Origin of the sequence: Paenibacillus sp. FSL M7-0420, assembly GCF_038002345.1 — a bacterium.
Lineage (GTDB): Bacteria > Bacillota > Bacilli > Paenibacillales > Paenibacillaceae > Paenibacillus_AQ.
Genome location: NZ_JBBOCJ010000001.1, coordinates 3618932 through 3636048, shown reverse-complemented (window position 1 = coordinate 3636048; position 17117 = coordinate 3618932). Strand labels below are relative to the sequence as shown.

At 54.5% G+C, this 17117-nt stretch carries 12 protein-coding genes; 1 reads left to right on the top strand and 11 read right to left on the bottom strand.

What is annotated here, in order from left to right; all coding sequences use genetic code 11:
* Positions 1-514: 514 nt before the first annotated feature.
* The 5 genes from MKX51_RS15320 to MKX51_RS15300 form a co-directional block, all read right to left on the bottom strand.
* Complete coding sequence (locus tag MKX51_RS15320; RefSeq protein WP_340993000.1) at positions 515-1267, bottom strand: (S)-benzoin forming benzil reductase; 753 nt, start codon at positions 1265-1267, stop codon at positions 515-517.
* 20 nt (positions 1268-1287) lie between these two features.
* Positions 1288-1902 (bottom strand): TetR/AcrR family transcriptional regulator, encoded by a 615-nt coding sequence (locus MKX51_RS15315; RefSeq protein ID WP_340992999.1) that lies wholly within the window; start codon positions 1900-1902, stop codon positions 1288-1290.
* Positions 1903-2059: 157 nt separating this feature from the next.
* Positions 2060-3937 (bottom strand): beta-L-arabinofuranosidase domain-containing protein, encoded by a 1878-nt coding sequence (locus MKX51_RS15310; protein WP_340992998.1) that lies wholly within the window; start codon positions 3935-3937, stop codon positions 2060-2062.
* A gap of 173 nt (positions 3938-4110) precedes the next feature.
* Positions 4111-5670: a beta-N-acetylhexosaminidase gene (gene nagZ, locus MKX51_RS15305; RefSeq protein WP_340992997.1), complete on the bottom strand. Its 1560-nt coding sequence runs from the start codon at positions 5668-5670 to the stop codon at positions 4111-4113.
* Between the two features lie 30 nt (positions 5671-5700).
* Positions 5701-7626, bottom strand: a complete 1926-nt coding sequence (locus tag MKX51_RS15300; protein ID WP_340992996.1) for a DUF4838 domain-containing protein — start codon at positions 7624-7626, stop codon at positions 5701-5703.
* Between the two features lie 29 nt (positions 7627-7655).
* Between MKX51_RS15300 and MKX51_RS15295 the strand changes: the two genes are divergently transcribed.
* A complete protein-coding gene (locus MKX51_RS15295) occupies positions 7656-8201 on the top strand; it encodes a hypothetical protein (RefSeq protein ID WP_340992995.1) in 546 nt (181 codons plus the stop codon).
* Between the two features lie 110 nt (positions 8202-8311).
* Here the strand turns inward: MKX51_RS15295 and MKX51_RS15290 are convergent, their stop codons facing one another.
* The 6 genes from MKX51_RS15290 to MKX51_RS15265 all read right to left on the bottom strand — a co-directional run bounded on the left by MKX51_RS15290 (position 8312) and on the right by MKX51_RS15265 (position 16965).
* On the bottom strand, positions 8312-9478 hold the full coding sequence (locus MKX51_RS15290) for an N-acetylglucosamine-6-phosphate deacetylase (protein WP_340992994.1): 1167 nt from the start codon (positions 9476-9478) through the stop codon (positions 8312-8314).
* Positions 9475-10251, bottom strand: a complete 777-nt coding sequence (locus tag MKX51_RS15285; protein WP_340992993.1) for a 6-phosphogluconolactonase — start codon at positions 10249-10251, stop codon at positions 9475-9477. The genes MKX51_RS15290 and MKX51_RS15285 overlap by 4 nt, the downstream gene beginning before the upstream one ends.
* A 154-nt stretch (positions 10252-10405) precedes the next feature.
* Positions 10406-13456: a CBM96 family carbohydrate-binding protein gene (locus MKX51_RS15280; RefSeq protein ID WP_340992991.1), complete on the bottom strand. Its 3051-nt coding sequence runs from the start codon at positions 13454-13456 to the stop codon at positions 10406-10408.
* An 85-nt stretch (positions 13457-13541) separates the two neighbouring features.
* Entirely contained in the window at positions 13542-15110 is a 1569-nt protein-coding gene (locus MKX51_RS15275; RefSeq protein ID WP_340992990.1) for an extracellular solute-binding protein, read from the bottom strand.
* A gap of 43 nt (positions 15111-15153) precedes the next feature.
* Positions 15154-16023 (bottom strand): carbohydrate ABC transporter permease, encoded by an 870-nt coding sequence (locus MKX51_RS15270; RefSeq protein ID WP_209870928.1) that lies wholly within the window; start codon positions 16021-16023, stop codon positions 15154-15156.
* 15 nt (positions 16024-16038) lie between these two features.
* Complete coding sequence (locus tag MKX51_RS15265) at positions 16039-16965, bottom strand: ABC transporter permease (RefSeq protein ID WP_051478139.1); 927 nt, start codon at positions 16963-16965, stop codon at positions 16039-16041.
* Positions 16966-17117 lie beyond the last annotated feature (152 nt).

Sequence of the window (17117 nt, the reverse complement as noted above, 5' to 3'; positions counted from 1 at the left end):
AAATTACGCAATATATTTCGTGTATTATAAATCGTTAAATTAACTTGTTTCCTCCCCTATCATAAAAACATACCGAAAAGTTGAGGGAGATATTGCATTTTGAGGATAAAGGATGCACGGAAAGCCGCAGGGTATACCCAAGAATCCATCGTACATCAGATTAATGACACCATGAAATGCACCTTGCGCAACTACCAGAATATTGAGTACGGTGTTGTACTCCCGAACGTTACATTGGCGCTTCTAATCAGTCACTTGTGTGGTGTTGATCCCCGTGAAGTAGATGAATGGAAATACTCTAATCAACGTGCAGATGCGCACAAAAATGGCAATTGAATTTCCATTTGATCTACTTTTTGTAGGCGGGTCATGGCAGGAGTTCGTTTATCTGCAAAAAACCACCGGATAAGGGATTGGCCTTCAACGGTGGTTTTTCTTTACTTGTTATGAATATAATGCATCCAGGAAGACGATCATGACATCCAGGCTGCGGCCGTGCTCACCTCTCTCAACATTAATTGATGGTTTCAATAAGAACAGTCTTTCCGAAATCTTCACTGACAAGAATTTCAATTAATTTAGACGCTGTGTATTCCGGCGATTGCAGCTTCCCTTCTTCAGATAGCTGAATGAATTCATTGACATAGGGGAACAGCTCAGTGGATACAGACCGTATTTCCGATTGCAAGCTTGTATCGATCATGCCGGGATATACTGCTGCTGCTTTTGCCGGATAGGCAGCCAGCTTCTGTTCTATGTCTATACACCTGGTAAAAGAGTCTAAACCAGCTTTGGCAGTACTGTAGGCGCTTTGTGAAGGCAATATGTACTTGGCAGAAGCTGAGGAGATATTCAGGATTCTTTTGTCCACATTCATATGCTTGGTAAGCTGTAAAAAGTTGGAGGTGATTACCATCGGTGCTAACAGATTCAAATGCAGGTTCTCTAGGATCTGCTCCGTTTCTAACCGCTCAATCGGGCTTACAGGAGTCAACATGGCGGCATTATTGATCAGATAGACGGCTTCATCGCCGGAAGGAAGAGCAATTCGGCTGAAAATATCTTCACAAAGCTGATCGATACCACTGATATCCGTTAAATCATAATGGAAATAATCCATTTCACAATCCAGTTGCTTCGCACGCTCCATGAGTCCTTGGTTAGCCGTTCTGGATATACATATCAGATGGTGGGACGGGTCGATTAATTGATTCGCAAGGGATTCACCGATTCCTCTGGATGTACCTGTAATAATAATATGTTTCAAGTGTATCTGCCCCCTGTAGGTTATTGGTGATCTTCACGAAGTATCATTCTTCGGACAGCCTCTTCCCAAATCAGCTCATAGTCGAGGTCCATCTTCATCATCTTGCATCTGGATAAATTATCTATAAGCAGGGCAAGAATGGCTGCGTTGACCCCGATGGTTGAAGAAGTAATAAGCCCGAATTCAGCGCCCTTGGACAGAAGTTGAACAAAACCGTTAACAAAATCCTGTTGAATTTTCAATAGCGGAGCTCTAAATTGCTCATCACGCTCGGCCAGCATCGTGAACTCGCTAAGTACCCTTAATGTTGAACGATACTCTGCGTCGCTGCTTGGCAGCATGTTTAGTCCGCCGTTAATTAATGTCTCTGCAAAATTGTCTTTGTTAACGGATACCGTATCAAAGTACGCTGTAAAATGATGATCCCGGAAAATATGCTCAAAGGTCCGGCTGATCAGCTCTTCTTTTGTAGCAAAATGATAATAAATTGAGGATTTGGTGATCCCCACTTTTTTTGAAATCATACCCAAACTCGTTTTCTCTATGCCACATTCAGCAAAAAGCTCAAATGCTGCCTGAATGATGTAACTGGATGTAATCTCTTTTTTCTTGATAACCCTCAGGCTCCCTTCCATTGAATTAATGTCATTATATGGATTAACCTAATGAAATGTCAATAATTTAACGACCGATCGTTCAAAAAATATATTTACACACAAAATAACCACCTGCAAGGATGCAAGTGGTTGTTCTACTAAATAACGCCTATGCTTATTTGAATAGACATCGAAGCTAAAACCCCGCTTTGTGGGGGGATTCTACCGGGAAATACACCTGATAAGGCTCGTATCCGATATCGCGGATTCTTCTGAGCTGAATGCCCGGGTTCTGACGGGTGGTCTTGAAGAAATAACGCCAGCTCCCCCACTCCCGTTCATTCTCCATGATGATTTCACCTGCTGCATCCCCTAACGGAGTATATAGAATCCGCTCGTTCTCGGTGATGCCAGCCAGTACTTCCGGGCCATAGCGGAACGCGCCGGTCTGCTCGTCATCGGGCAGAGGGATGAACCGGATGCCTACGGGCAGAATGATGCTGATTCGGTCGCCGTCCTGCCAGTTCCGCAGTATCGTGTAGAAGGCGGAGTGATCCGCAGACTTCCCGTGCAGCTCGCCGTTCACATAGATCACAGCTTCTGACATGATCCAGTCTGGAATCCGCAGATGGATGGCGAATTCACGGGCAGAGGCGGTATGGACGGTGAAGTCATATTTTCTGTAATCCGGCATGTTCTCGTGCAGGGCTGTAATCTCATTCAGCTCCTGCTGCCCGGCCGTGTTCGAGGAGTTCAGCATGCTTCCGCTCATATGATCCTGGGATTGCTGAATCTGCACATTCTCTCCGTGGATCTCGGTGGTCAGCTCCGAACGGAAATACTGGCAGACATAGATATCGTTCTGCTCCTGATAATAGATGCCTCTGTTGAGCGCCGCATTGGCCTGGACCATTGTTCCGTGACAACAGAAGAAACTATCCGTCTCCGTGCTCCAGTCCTTCCGCAGCCCGGCCTTCATCGGCAGGAAGTACGTGAGCAGCCCGGTTGCCGGATCACTGTGCTTGTTGCCGGTCAGATGGTATTCCTGGTAATAGGCCTGCGCCATAATTCCGTTGTACATATTATATTCAATATACTGCGCATAGGCCGGATTCGAAGTGTGCCGGAAAAGAAATTCTGCCAAACGGATCATGTTATACACGGTACAGTGCTCCTGATTCTTATCTCCAAGGCGGGCCTTGATCTTCATCTTCGGCATCCATACTTCACCCGCCGTATTGCCGCCGGTAGCCAGAATTCCCCGCTCTGTGACCGCACATTTCCAGTAAGCCGTGACAATATCCATCCAGCGCTGCTCGCCGGTGACCTCGTAAGCTCTGGCGCAGCCGAGTACCTCGGGAATGGTCGTGTTGGCGTGCATGTTGGTCAGCGGGTCTTTATTCTCCAGTAACGGACGGAACAATCTGCTGCGGTAATACCGTTCCAGCAAAACAGTGTATTTATCGTTCCCGGTCAGCTCCAGCAGATCAGCCCAAGCTTCCAGCATACCGCCTGTCTCCATATCCAGAATGTCATCGAACTTCTCTCTGGTGAAGGTACTGCTCCAATCGACGAACCAATCGGCGAATCGGTCCGCGATGTCAAGCGCCTTGTCGCTACCGGTGAAATGATGCATATCGACAAGACCCATAAACAGCTTATGAATATTATATTGCGGTGCCCAGATTGCCTTGCCTTGGGCCACCCAGTGCAGATATTTCTCGGGAATCGGTGCGGCCCATTGTCCGCCGTTGTCCTTCTGGCATTCAGCCAGCTCGTCCAGGATGAGATCGGCCTTCACCTTGATCTCCATATCCCCGGTCTCATGATACCGGATCGCTGCCGCAGACAGCCAGTGTCCCAGAAAATGTCCGCGGATCTGGCAGACCGGCGTCTCCCAGCCTCCGTGCGCATCCGCTGGAATCTCCCTGCCGTCATATCTTCCTGCTTCCACCTTATAGTTAAAGAGGAGATTGTCATTTGTCAGTTTCATCAGATACCGGCGGTTGGCCTCTTCTCTGCGTCTCAAATCATGATCTTGAAGAATGACCTGTTTGCCCTTCAGTTCTCTCATTGCTGCAGCCCCTTAATGGAATGACATTGCTTGCACAATGAAATTATAAAGCAGCCCGTCCCGCAAACCAATGATGGATACAACGATAAAATTGATCCATACCGAGTTATTCTATCAACACAAATGAGAGCAGAACTCATGTATGGCATGAGAGTCTGCTCTTGAGTGAGTTATTAAGCCTGTCTAACCAACACCTCCGCTAGAGCCTGAAGCGAATAATCGGAGGTGGAGCACAGCAGAATGCTTCCGGCGTTCTGCGGCAGGTAAGCATCGTCATACGGGTTACGCAGCACCAGGTTCAGCAGCGGTCCGGCGGCGGCAAGCTGCTCAGCAAGCTGAAGCTGTCCGCTGAACAGATGGGCATTCAGTGTTCCCTGAATCACGGTATGTCCGGCAGCCTTGGCACACAAGTCTGCAATCTCCGCAGCTTCAGGCTTCATGCTGCAATACTCTACCTGTACGGACATGCCCCGGGCTTGCAGCAGCTCAGCCAAGCCGATTGTCTGGCCGCCGGAGTTATCGGCGATGGTCAGCTGCTCCTGGCGCGGCAAGATCAGCAGATATGGGCGCGATGGAGACAGTGGCAGCAATTGCTGCGGATCGCGGCTGATCTTGACCGTGCGGCGTGCATATTGCAGGGCCGCCTCCTTCCAGCCCTCCCGCGGAATAGGCCGGGCTGCCGCCTGGTATTGCTGGAATTTCCCATAGAGGCGGTGGATGCGGTTGACCGATTCGTCAATTCTGGATTCTTCGATGACGCCGTCCAGAACAGCCTTGCGGATGCCTTCTATCACCCGCTCCTGGTATTCCGGGGTATGACACATCAGAATCATGTCATTGCCGGCCAGCACAGCCAGTACGCCCACCTCATCCGGGTTGAAATTCTTCTTGATCGCGCCCATCTCAATATCGTCCGTGCAGATGATACCCTCGAAGCCCAGCCTGTTGCGCAGTAAGTCTCCGGCAAAGAAGGAGCTCAGTGAAGCAGGCAGTCCTGCCGACTCGGGAATGTTAGGAAATACGAGATGTCCCATCATGATTGAATCGGCCCCGGCTTCGATGGCAGCGATAAATGGCAACAGCGGCCCGTTCATTAATTCCTCCATTGTGAGTTCGCACTCTGGCAGGACAACGTGGGAATCCCCGCTGACTTGTCCATGGCCGGGGAAATGCTTAGCCGTCACGGCTACCCCTGCCTCGTGCATCCCCTGAATATAGGCCTTGCCGAAGCCTGCCACCACTTCAGGGTCTTCGCCGAACGAGCGCACCCCGACAACCGGATTGTCAGTATTCGTATTCACATCCAGCACTGGCGCCCAGTTCATCGGGATGCCCAGCGCGTGGAGCTGGCTGCCGATGATTTTACCCTGGAGATAGGCGGTCTCAGCATCCTGGCTTAATCCGGCAGCACGGTTGCCGGGAATGTAAGGATAGAAGGTCTTGAACTTGGAGAGCGTGCCGCCCTCCTCATCAATCGATACATAGTAAGGCTGCGGAATGCCGGAGTCTCCGGCAATGGCCTGCACCTCCGCCATCAGCTTCAGCGTCTGCTGCTCATCCTTAACATTATGGGGGAACAAGCCGATCCCCCCGAACCTTTTCTGAGACATCCGTTGACGGAAGTCAGGCTCTGCTGCTGTGGAGGGGGTTCCGACCACACACATCAGGGATATTTTGTCCTCCAGACTCATCGCTGCCGGAGCTTGTGATGAATTCACTTCATTCAGCTGCATATCTGTTCCATCCTCCTGTCGGTTTGTTTGCTAACTCTCGCTGTGGACAAGGCCCAGCTCCTGATAGAGCGTCCGCTCCAGATAATCATGCAGATAGAACCGGGATCTCACGAAATGCTCGGCCATATCGCGGGGCTGGTACTGCATAAGAGCCTCCAGCATCCGGGGCCGGACGGCTTCCCGCCCGTTGTGGTTGCGCGTGTAATTATTCCGCAGCGAGCGCCATTCCGCGCTGTCGCCCGGGTACAGCTCCCAGCGGTAGGCATACTTGTGAATCGCCCTGGAGCGGTCGGTTGCTACCTCGAAATCATGCATAATTGCGATTAGCCCGGCGTAATCCTTGTTCCTCTGCACATGCTCCCTTAGCTTCCAGATGATATCGTAGTAATCCTCTAATTGGTAATTTCCCAGCCGCGCATGACCCGTCTCTGGAGTTATACCATGGAACAGCTCCAGGAAGCGGTCGATGAACGTACCAGCATCTGCCCGCCGGTTCCAGGCGAGATCCGCATGAAGCAGCATCGGATACCAGGTGGTCTCGAATACGCCATAAGGAACGCCAAGGCTGAACGGCCCGGTCCAGTTCGTAGCGACCATACAGCGGATATCCAGCTTCTCGGCGGTCTCTGCCCACTGCAGCAGATTGTCGGTCCGGTTATCAATGACCGGGTAGTTCTGATGCTCCGCCCAGTCGAAGCTGCGGACCGCAGGAGCACCCATTACCTCAATGCCCAGTGCCCTGAACTTATTGGTTAGAGAAGTTACTTCCTCTTGTATGTTGCGGCCGTTATAGATCCAGATCATCGCTGCGCTTCGCGGATCAAGCTTCGCCAGCTCTTCGGGCGGGCATTTGTCCAGCATGTCATGCCAGAAGATCGGCTGGCGTCCCCGGCTGGCCGTGAATTCAATCAGGCGGTTCAGGAAGGAGATGAAGGCCCGTTCCCGTACGCCGCCGAATTGCTTCCGGCACGCTTCACATTCGCACAGGCTGTACACCTCGTCACAACCCAGATGAATATAACGTGATTCAGGATGGGCATCCATCATCTCTCCAAGCAGGCCTGTGATTAGTTCATACGTCTGCGGATGGGACGGGCAAATCTCGCCGGTGGATTCTTCGGTCTCCCGCAGATGCTTCCAGGCATCATGGCGTAGTACATACTCCAAGTGGCCGAAGCTCTGCTGCAGCGGAATAATCTCGATGTAATGCTCATGGGCCGCAGTCTGGAGCGCCTCCAGCTGTTCCCGGCTAAGCGCGTGCTGCAGATGGGTGAATTCCCGGTGTATGCTGAACGGGAACTTATCCTCGTATTCAATGAGCACCGCGTTCGTCTTGTAGCGGGAGAACTCCGCCAGGTATTCGATTAGCCGCTCCGGCTTCGAGAAGGTCTGGCGCAGATCGAAGTTCATCACCCGAAGCTCCGTATCGGGCCAATCGGTAATGGACAACGCCGGAATATCGCCACCGCCATGCAGACTCTGCAATTGCAGCAGTGTCTGCAAGCCGTAATAGAGTCCGGCAGCGTCCAGGGCGCGGATCGCTGCACCGCTTGCGCTAACCTCCAGAATGTAGCCTTCTGCCCGGCCCTTCAGCACGGACAGGTCGGCCTCATTAAGATCAGGAGCTGAAGTCATGCCGTTATTCAGTCCGGCTTCTCCGGACGCTGCCCATGCGGCATCCTGCCCGGAAGCTTCGGGTTCAGTGTGCGTTGAAGTGTACTCATTGCCTTCAGTTCCCTTGTTTCTCCCAATCTCCTCAATCAGCAGCGAGTATCCCTCACCTGCTCCCGAGACGGCGGTGGTAACTACCCCGCCGGGAAAAGCCCGCCGGCAATGAAGCACAAGCCGGGGATCATCCACTTCCATAGCCAGTTGCAGACGGACTTCCCGGCCTGTCTGCCATGGCTCCTTCTCTGTCAACCTTACCAGCTTCGGCTCGGGTATTAAGCTAAGCATCGCTCTCTCCTCCTAGTACATCGTCAGGTTTGATTTTACGAATTGGATCAGTAAGACGAAACTATCGCGCCGCCTCCGGTTCGAATGTAATCGGTTTTTCGATTACACTTGGCCTACTCGCTGTCCTCGGTCCGAATGTAATCGGTTTTTCGATTACACTTGGCCTACGCGCCGTCTCCGGTCCAAACGTAATCGGTTTTTCGATTACATTTGGCTCACGCGCCGTCCTCGGTTCGAATGTAATCGGTTTTTCGATCACATTGGGCCTACGCGCCGTCCTCGGTTCGAATGTAATCGGTTTTTCGATTACAATTGGCCTACGCGCCGTCCTCGGTTCGAATGTAATCGGTTTTTCGATTACAATTGGCCTACGCGCCGTCCCCGGTCCAAATGTAATCGGTTTTTCGACTACATTTGGCTCACGTGCCGCCTCCGATCCAATTTTGGTCGGTTTTTCGACTACATTGGGCCAGCGCGCCGTCTCCGGTCCGAATGTAATCGGTTTTTCGATTACAATTTGCTCACGTGCTGCCTCCGGTCCAATTGTGGTCGGTTTTTCGACTACATTTGGCTAACGTGCCGTCCCCGGTCGCAATGTAATCGGTTTTTCGATTACAATTGGCCAGCGCGCCGTCCTCGGTCCGAATGTGATCGATTTTTCGATCATATTGGGCTACAGCGCCGGCTAATCCTTACCAGCCGCTGTAATCCGGCCATTCTTCCATACCACCTGGATCTCTAGGTCTCCGCCGCTGTCCCTGCGGAAGCCGATCAGATCCGCAGGCGCACCTGCGGTAAGCCCGGCAGCCTGCGGGAGCCCCAGCAGCCCGGCCGGGTGAAGAGAGGCACAGTCGAGCGCCTCCTCCAGCGGTGCCAGCCCGGCCCGGGCCAGGTAGGCCACCTGGTCCGCCAGCATCATGGCCGATCCGGCCAGCAGCTGCGGATGGCCGGCCAGATGCAGCCGCCCTTCCGGCGTCAGCACCACATCGCCGCCGATATGCAGCCGGTATGCACCCGGCGCCATGCCACTCAACGAGACGGCATCGCTGACCAGAATCGCCCGGCTCTGCTTCACCCGCAGAATCACCTTCAGCAGCGCATCCGGCAGATGACAGCCGTCGGCAATCATGCAACCATACAGCTCATCGGCAGCCAACTGCTCCCACAGATAATGGGGATGGCGCGGAAGTGTAAGGTGTGTACCGTTGCCCAGATGAGTAGACATCACCGCGCCTGAGGCCACTGCTTGCCGGATCTGCTCCGGTGAGGCCGCCGTATGTCCGATGGAGACCCTGACGCCGGAAGCGGTGCATCTGGAGATGAAGGCTGCGGCTCCCGGCCATTCGGGGGACACGGTAATGATCCGGATCAGCCCCTCCGCCGCCTCCTGCCAGCGGCAGAAGGCCTCCCAATCGGGCGGGCAGATATGCTCCAGGGGATGCGCCCCGCGCGGACCGTCCTCTGGGGACAAGAAGGGCCCCTCCAGATGGATGCCTGCAATCAGCCCGGCGATATCCGGCTGTGTCCGCATGGCTTCAGCAATCACGGATGCTGCCTGGGCGAGCTGGTCCGGCCCATTGGTGATCAGGGTCGGGCAATAAGAGGTGACTCCCCGGGCCAGCAGGCGGCGCGAGAGTTCGGCTACAGTCTCCGGCGCAAGCGGCAGCGTATTGAAGTCAAGTCCCCAGCCGCCGTTCACCTGCAAATCGACCAGCCCCGGCGCAAGCCAGGGCCAATCTGCCATATGCGGACTCTCGGCCAGCGTATGAACCGCTTCAATAACGCCACCGTTAACGTGGACCTCAAGCGGCAGGCCGGTTCTGTAATGTCTTCCCGAGATCACACCGTTCATGAGCCGAAGGCTTCCCGGTCCGTGAACAGCTCAATGGCGGGATGGGTCCGTAGGATGCTCGCCGGGCACACGGTACTGAGCGGGCCATGAAGCGCCGCTTGCAATGCGGCTTGCTTGGCCGTGCCGGGAACAATGGCGAACAGGTGATGTCCTGCCATCAAGGCGGGGACGGTCAGCGTCAGCGCATGAGTAGGTACATCGTCCAGGCTGGCGAAGCAGCCGTCATTCACCTGCTGCGTCCGGCAGGCTTCGTCCAATTCGACCGCTTTAACAAGAAGCGGATCGGCGAAATCGGCTACAGGCGGATCATTGAACGCAATATGCCCGTTCTCCCCGATGCCGAGACAGACGATATCAATAGGAGCTTCATTCAACAGCGTTGCGTATCTCTGGCACTCCTCTTCAATATTGCCGATCCGGCCCAGCAGCTCGATCCGTCCGGGATTGACTCTGCTGAACAGCCGTTCCTGCAAGTAGTTCCCGAAGCGCTGTGGCGCGTCTTCCGGCAGGCCGATATATTCATCCATATGAAAAGCATGCACCCGGGACCAATCAATTCCCTGCTCCTGCACCAGCCCCTCATACAGCTCATTCTGTGACGGAGCTGCGGCAAATACAATGCGAACCGGAGCCTGGGAATTCCCCTGCAAGTCTCTGATTCGCTGCCCAACTGCTCCTGCCGCCGCCGCTCCCATCTCACTGCGGTGGTGATAAACCAGAACACGCATACGTTCCACCTGATGCTCCTCTGCCGGAGCCATATTATCATTCATAGCTACGTCATCCCTCCTTATTGGGGTGTGGCAGGGGCGGGGGCCGCCCCTGCTTGTTACACTCTTCCAATTACGATCTTCCCGTTACTCTCTTTCACTTAAACTCATCCCGTTCTACTCTTCCAGTCACGCTCTGTCTAGCGCATCCAATCGGTTACAACCCGCTACTCACCATCAAATATGGCTTGTTATCCGAATTCTCAGAACTGGCCAGCGTTACAACGATTCCCGTAGTATTAGGGTCGCTCCACTGAAAGGTTGGCGTAAGTCCAGCCGCCGCTGCCGCAACAACATAAGCGGTCACATCCGCGCTGTACCACCCGGCTCCGGTGACCCGTACTGTTCCGAGATTCGTTCCGCCGGTGACGGGCCGGTTATTCCAGGTGATGCCGCTCTCGGTCCACTGCGTTCCGGCGTAGCCCTTTAGTGCAAGTGTAACTGGAGCTGCCGGGGCAGCGGTGACATACACGTTAAGGGTTACGGACTGCACCGCCGTTCCGGAGAGATTCAGTTCCGCCTTCATGAAGGCGATACGGTCTCCTCCACCCTGTGCATTCGGAAGATCGGCGATCTCCAGCACAGGCTCCTGCCCGAAATTAGTGGAGGGCTGATGTTCATGGACATAGGCATCCGTGGTCACCGGGATCACCGGAGATGCCGGAGCACTTCTCTCGATATTCAGCAGATAGAGATCTGCGGTTCCGTCTTCGTGGTACACCAGGACCGGCACATCCGCAGGCTCTGAACCGATAGTAACGGATGCGGCTGTTCCCGATGCCACTGGCATTCCATTTACAAGCACTGCATCCGAGGCCTTGGCGGTAACCGGTGTGACCTGCAGCGAACTTACATTGCTGCTGACAGTTACGGTATAGGCCTTATCACCCGAAGCGAAAGGCTTGTCCCACTCTCCTGCCGACAGCGTTAATCCGCTAAGCCCGCCATGCGGCAGCAACGCCGTAGTGTGTGGCAGGTCATGGGCGCTGGCATAATAATATCCGGCAGCCTGAACTCTCCTCGGCTCGAACCCGGCTTGACGCCCCGACGGAATAGCCTCCGAAGTGAAGGCTGCCCGACCGTCCGCACCTGTTACTGCCGCCGCGTAACGGCCTGCTGAATAGGTGAACCGTCCTTCTATAGCCGCCCCTGCGAGTACCGCCCCTGTGGTATAGTCACGCACCTTCATCGAAGCTGCCGCAGCGGTTCCAGTGTAAGCGAGCTGCATGTCGGTCACAATCATCGGCTTAAGCGCCGTACTTCCAGTGACCGCTGATGCTTCGCTGGAGACCGGCCCGATATTGCCCGCCAGATCACGGGCGGCGATGCGGTAATAATAAGTGGTATCCGGGAGCAGTCCCTTGTCCTGGTAATTCAGGCCCCGGGCGAGACCGGCAATATCCGCAGAGGTTGGCGTGAAGCCGGAGACCGTGCTACGGTAAATAATGTAGCGGTCTACCTCTAAGTTGTCAGTAGCCATTCCGTAATTCAGCCTTATGCTCTGATAGTCGCTGGCAACGGCGGACGGAGTGCCCGCAGGTGCAGACGGTGCTTCTTGATCCTCCGGTGCTGTCCAGAAGACACCGCCTGGTCCCCAATAAGAAGGCAGCGCCCGGTAGGAATCATAATGATGGACAGCGATTCCGCCGAAAGCGCTGCTCTGCCCGGAAGCGGCGTAGACCTTGTCCAGCTCTGCTTCCATGTGGCTGCGGCCTTCCTCCTGGAAGGTGATGGTCTCCGGGTCACCGCTGTTTGCAATATCCAGCGTCTCTACCCCGATGACTACAGAATTCGGCTTGCCGATCGCCTCGGCATAAGCCAGCTCACCAGCTGCGCCGGCAATGATGCCCGCTGTGCCGTCTGCGGAATCCCGGTAATCCATGATCGAGATATAATCGGAGATATCCTGGATATGCTCGGACAGCCATTTCGTCGTGCCGTTCCACTGGATATTCGCCCCCTGCTCGGAGGAATCATACCATTTAGGGACAGCAGGGCCGAAGGGCAGCCGGATACCGGCTGTATCCCGGCGGTCAATCATTTTGTGCAGGCCATCCAGGTACTCCTTTTGCAGGAACTTGCTCGGGTCTTTGAAGTCCGGGGAGATATACGGCTCGATGTCCACATTGATTCCATCGAACTTCTCATCCGCATCCGCCGCAAGATTGTAGTTAATAATCTGCTCGATCTCCCGTACGGCATGACTATGGTAGCGCTCATAAGCACCCATATAAGCCGGGGAGGTTCCGCCCGCGACAAGGGCATGGACGCTTAAGTTCCGCTCATGCGCCCAGCGCATGAAGGAGCGCAGCTCATCCTCCTGCTCCTCCAGCGCCCTGTAGCCCGCGTAGTTGCCCACGGCCAGATACAGGGTCGTCACCGGCTCTGATCCGAAGGTTGCGGTGTCCGTAACGAAGGACTCCAGCACCTCCCGCGAGCCCGGATTCAGCAGCAGCTTATAGCTCTCCGGCTCCCAGATCCACATGGCCCGGTCCTGATCCGGCAGAGGAAGCGCCGGCTCGTGCGTGCCCGCACCGACCTGCGCATAGACGGTCGGGCTGTAGCCGTAGCGTCCGGGAGCATTCGTGGCCCGGGCCTCCAGGCTGATCGTGCGGTCCCCGATGCCCGCCGTATTCCAGGCATATACATATTCCGTGCCGTTATACGCAGCCTGTTGCCACGGTCCCCGGTTCACCCGGACCTGCACGGCCGAGACCGGCGTAGCCGATTCTGCCTGAACGGTGACTGCCACCTGTCCGGTCACAGCAATCCCTTCGTCCGGGCCGGTAATCGTCACCACAGGCGCAACACCTGCGGAGTTGTTCACCTCAAGGGTGACGGACGGACTCCACACCCCGTAGCGGGTGGAGGTATCCAGCCCCCGGGCCACCAGCTCCACCGGACCGTTGTAACGGGAGGTGTCGAGCGTATAAGACCAGCTGCCGCTGTCATCCCCGTCTGGGTTATCCAGCAATACCTCGAACTGGGCTGTCCCGTTCACATACAACCGGACATCGTACAGTCCGGTATAGGTGCCGCTGATCTCCACCGGCCCGCCGGAGGATACATATCCCCCGGGCGGTTCATCCAGTGTAATGGTGCCTGCGGCCCGGGCAGTGCCCGGAACTGCCATTATCACAATAATCAGACCGATCAAGGGCAATATCCATCCAAGCCGTTTACCAGAACCTTGCAGCCTTTGCTTCATAAGCGCCGCCTCCTTTAATGGTCAAGCGAATACCCTGATTGCCTAGCCTGTGCTTCAGCGGTTCTTCTTTGCGGTCCGCACCCGGTTACTTGCTGCCTAATTGAATATTCTGAACGCGGTCGTAAGCTTCCTTATATGTCGCCAGCAGCTTGTCTACTCCGAGATTGTTAATCTCCTCGACATACTTATCCCAGTCCGCCAGCTTACGGGAACCGGTCACGAACTTGGCGAAGCTCTCATCGCGGTGCTTCTTGATCGCCTGTCCGGTGATCGAGATGACTTCATTCTCCTTCTCGGTGAAGGCCGGACGCGGCTGCATGTTGGCCGGATCGTATTTGACAGCCTCTTCATAAGCGTGCTTCAGGTCATCCGAGAACAGGGACAGATGGGCGTTGAAGTCAATCCACGTATACGTTCCGCTGGTCTGAAGTCCCGTCTGCTTCCGCATCTCAATCACATCAGTATATTCCGGCTTGAACTTGATCGTATCGCCTTCCTTCACATACGTCTCACCTTCCACACCCCAGCTGCTGAGCGTCCGGCCGTCCTCCGAATAGAAGAAGTCCATGTACGCCATGATATCCTCGATATTCTTGGAGGTTGAAGCAACCGTCAGACCGCCCTCCATGTAATGGAAGTAAGGATTCAGCTGTTTGCCGCCCTCAAGCCCTGCGGGAGGAGCCAAGAACTGCATATTGAATTCAGGATTCTCCTTGCGCATCGCATTATTGAAGAAGTCCACACGGCTGATATAATCCACGGTTACAAAAGACTTGCCGGTAGACACCATGTCCTGCCACTGCTTGGTCTGCAGCGAGAGGAAGTCCGGCGGAATCAGCCCTTCATCGTAGAACTGCTTCCACATGCCGACCATTTCCTTGTAGCTGTCCTCTGTCGGCCCATAGCGCCATTCTTTTGTATCAAAATCGTAGTACGCCCCTTCGCCTGTTCCATAGTTGACCGTCATATTCGTGTTCATCTCATCGGGGATCTGTCCGTAACGGAGCGACAGCGGGTAGCTGTCCGGGTATTTCGTCTTGAGCGTCTTCAGAGCCGTATGCAGCTCATCATAAGTCTTGGGGGCCTGAATGCCCTCCTTCTCAAAAACATCCTGGCGGTACATCCAGATCATCCGGTTCGTCTCTCCGAAGCCCTGGTTCGGGAACATAAACATTTTGCCGTCAGCGGAGAGTGCGGCCTTCGCCTCATCCGGGTATTGCTTCATCCAGGCGGTCAGATTCGGCAGCTTGTCCATGTATTCCATCAGGTCTACGAGTGCGCCTTGCTGGCCGAATTTGTTCGATTCCTTGCGGTTGGGCATATACATCAGATCCGGCAGCGCATTGGAAGCCACCGCCAGGTTCAACGCTTCAGCCAGCTTCCCGGAAGGTGTCTGCACCTCCAGCGTGACGCCGGTCTGATCCTTGATCCAGCCCCAGACCGGCCAGTCCTTGGAATAAGGGAAGGTGGCGTTGTTGTCCAGCAGGGCGGTGAAGGTGTGGGCCTGCTTCGCTCCCGCAGTGGCAGCTCCAGATTCTCCGCCCGGTGCAGCTGTGGCAGCAGGTGAGGCATTATTGTTATTGCCCCCGCTGCAGCCGCTCACCAGTATTGCCGCTGCCGCGAGGGGCAGCATTACAGACTTCCATTTGTTCATTCCTCATCTCTCCCTTAAGTAGTAGTTATGGTTCAGGGCCGGTTCAGCCCTTCACTGCACCGATCATGGCGCCTTTGACAAAATACTTCTGAACAAACGGATATACCGTGAGTATCGGCAGCGTAGAGACCATAATCGTTGCATATTTGAGCGACTCTTCAACGACCTGGTTGTCTCCCCCGATCCCGGTCACATCCCCCGAGCTTGCGCTTCCAGCCAGCACCAGATTGCGGAGCAGCACCTGGAGCGGGAACAAATCCGGGGTGCGCAGATACAGGAGCGGATAGATGAAGTTATTCCACATGCCCACTGCGTAAAATAAAGCAATAGTGGCGAAGGAAGCCTTCGACAGCGGAATGATGATACGCATGAATATCCCGATATCATTTAACCCGTCGATGCGCCCGGATTCCTCCAGCTCCTTGGGAATGCCCGAGAAAAAGGTGCGCATCAGAATCAGATTCCAGGTGCTGACCGCACCCGGAAGAACCATGCCCCATACGGTATCCACCATATTCAGGGAGCGGACCACGAGGAAGGTCGGGATCATCCCGCCGCTGAAGAACATCGTCACGACGATCAGCATTGTGAAGGTCTTACGCAGCGCCATATCCCGGCGGGAGAGCGCGTAAGCCCCGGTTGACGTAACCACCAGCGAGATCAGCGTGCCGAGCACGGTGTAGATCAGCGTGTTTTTATAGGCCGTCCAGATCTTCGGGTCTCCAAGCACCAGCTCGTACATCTTCACATTGAAGCCCTTGGGCCAGAATGAGACCGTGTTCTTGATGACATTGATATCGCTGCTCAGAGACACCGCCAGCATGTGCAGGAACGGATAGAGCGTAATCACCACAACGATCAGCAGAAAGAACGTGCTGACAATGTTAAACAAGGATATTCTCGGTGATCTCATCACCACACCTCTTCTCTACCATAGACTTGTCTCGCTGACCCGGCGGCTGATGTAATTGGCGCTATAGATGAAGATCAGGCTGATGATGCCCATGAACAGGTCGATCGAAGCGCCATAGCTGAAGTTCCCCTGCTCCATCCCGACCCGGTATACGTACGTGCTGATAATGTCGGCCGTATCGTAGATCGCCGGGTTCTGCATGAGGAATACCTTCTCGAAGCCAATCTCCAGCACCTTGCCGATATTCAGAATCAGCGTGATGACAATCGCCGGTGAGATGCCGGGCAGCGTGACATGCCATATTTTGCGCATCCGGCTGGCCCCGTCCATGTCGGCTGCTTCATAGAGCTGGGGATCAATCGCCGTTAATGCCGCCAGATAGATGATGGTCTCCCAGCCGATATGCTGCCAGATCTCCGAGAGGACATAGATCCCCCGGAACATCCCCGGCTCATTCATGAAGTTAATCGGTCCAATCCCGAACGTGCCCAGCAGATTGTTAATCAGGCCGCCTGTCGGCGACAGGAACATAATCACCATGCTCGCCACAATGACATTCGAGATGAAATGTGGCAGATAGCTGACCGTCTGCACGAACTTTTTGAACGCGGCCTTACGGACTTCATTCAGCAGAATGGCCAGAATCACCGGGGCAGGGAAACCGAACACCAGCTTGTACAGACCCAGGAGCAGGGTGTTCTTCATCAGCGGCCAAAAGTCAGGATTCTCAAAAAACATCCGGTAATACTTCAGCCCCACCCAGTCGCTGGCCCAGATTCCTTTAAACAGATTATAATCCTTAAACGTAATGACGAGGCCGAACATCGGCGCATACCGGAAAATCAGATAGTACAGCAGGCACGGCAGGAACAGCAGCCATAGCGTTTTGTTATGGTTCCAGGTCCGCAGCAGACGCCCTTGACGCCGGTAAGGATCTTTCATTTCCTTTCGCAAGTTGTCTTGTACTACACTCGTTTGAGCCATAGGCATTCCCCTCTTGTTCTTAATGATGCAGCTCGCTGAATGTCAGCTAACTTCCCCTCTGTTTCCGGGGTTTGTCTCCGAATTATAGCGGCAAGTCTTTGGGAAGCGCT

Coding starts and splice junctions, on each gene's coding strand:
- MKX51_RS15275 (WP_340992990.1), bottom strand. CDS start 15,110: ATGAACAAATGGAAGTCTGTAATGCTGCCCCTCGCGGCAGCGGCAATA.
- MKX51_RS15280 (WP_340992991.1), bottom strand. CDS start 13,456: ATGAAGCAAAGGCTGCAAGGTTCTGGTAAACGGCTTGGATGGATATTG.
- MKX51_RS15285 (WP_340992993.1), bottom strand. CDS start 10,251: ATGAATGATAATATGGCTCCGGCAGAGGAGCATCAGGTGGAACGTATG.
- MKX51_RS15310 (WP_340992998.1), bottom strand. CDS start 3,937: ATGAGAGAACTGAAGGGCAAACAGGTCATTCTTCAAGATCATGATTTG.
- MKX51_RS15290 (WP_340992994.1), bottom strand. CDS start 9,478: ATGAACGGTGTGATCTCGGGAAGACATTACAGAACCGGCCTGCCGCTT.
- nagZ (WP_340992997.1), bottom strand. CDS start 5,670: ATGCAGCTGAATGAAGTGAATTCATCACAAGCTCCGGCAGCGATGAGT.
- MKX51_RS15270 (WP_209870928.1), bottom strand. CDS start 16,023: ATGAGATCACCGAGAATATCCTTGTTTAACATTGTCAGCACGTTCTTT.
- MKX51_RS15300 (WP_340992996.1), bottom strand. CDS start 7,626: ATGCTTAGCTTAATACCCGAGCCGAAGCTGGTAAGGTTGACAGAGAAG.
- MKX51_RS15315 (WP_340992999.1), bottom strand. CDS start 1,902: ATGGAAGGGAGCCTGAGGGTTATCAAGAAAAAAGAGATTACATCCAGT.
- MKX51_RS15265 (WP_051478139.1), bottom strand. CDS start 16,965: ATGAAAGATCCTTACCGGCGTCAAGGGCGTCTGCTGCGGACCTGGAAC.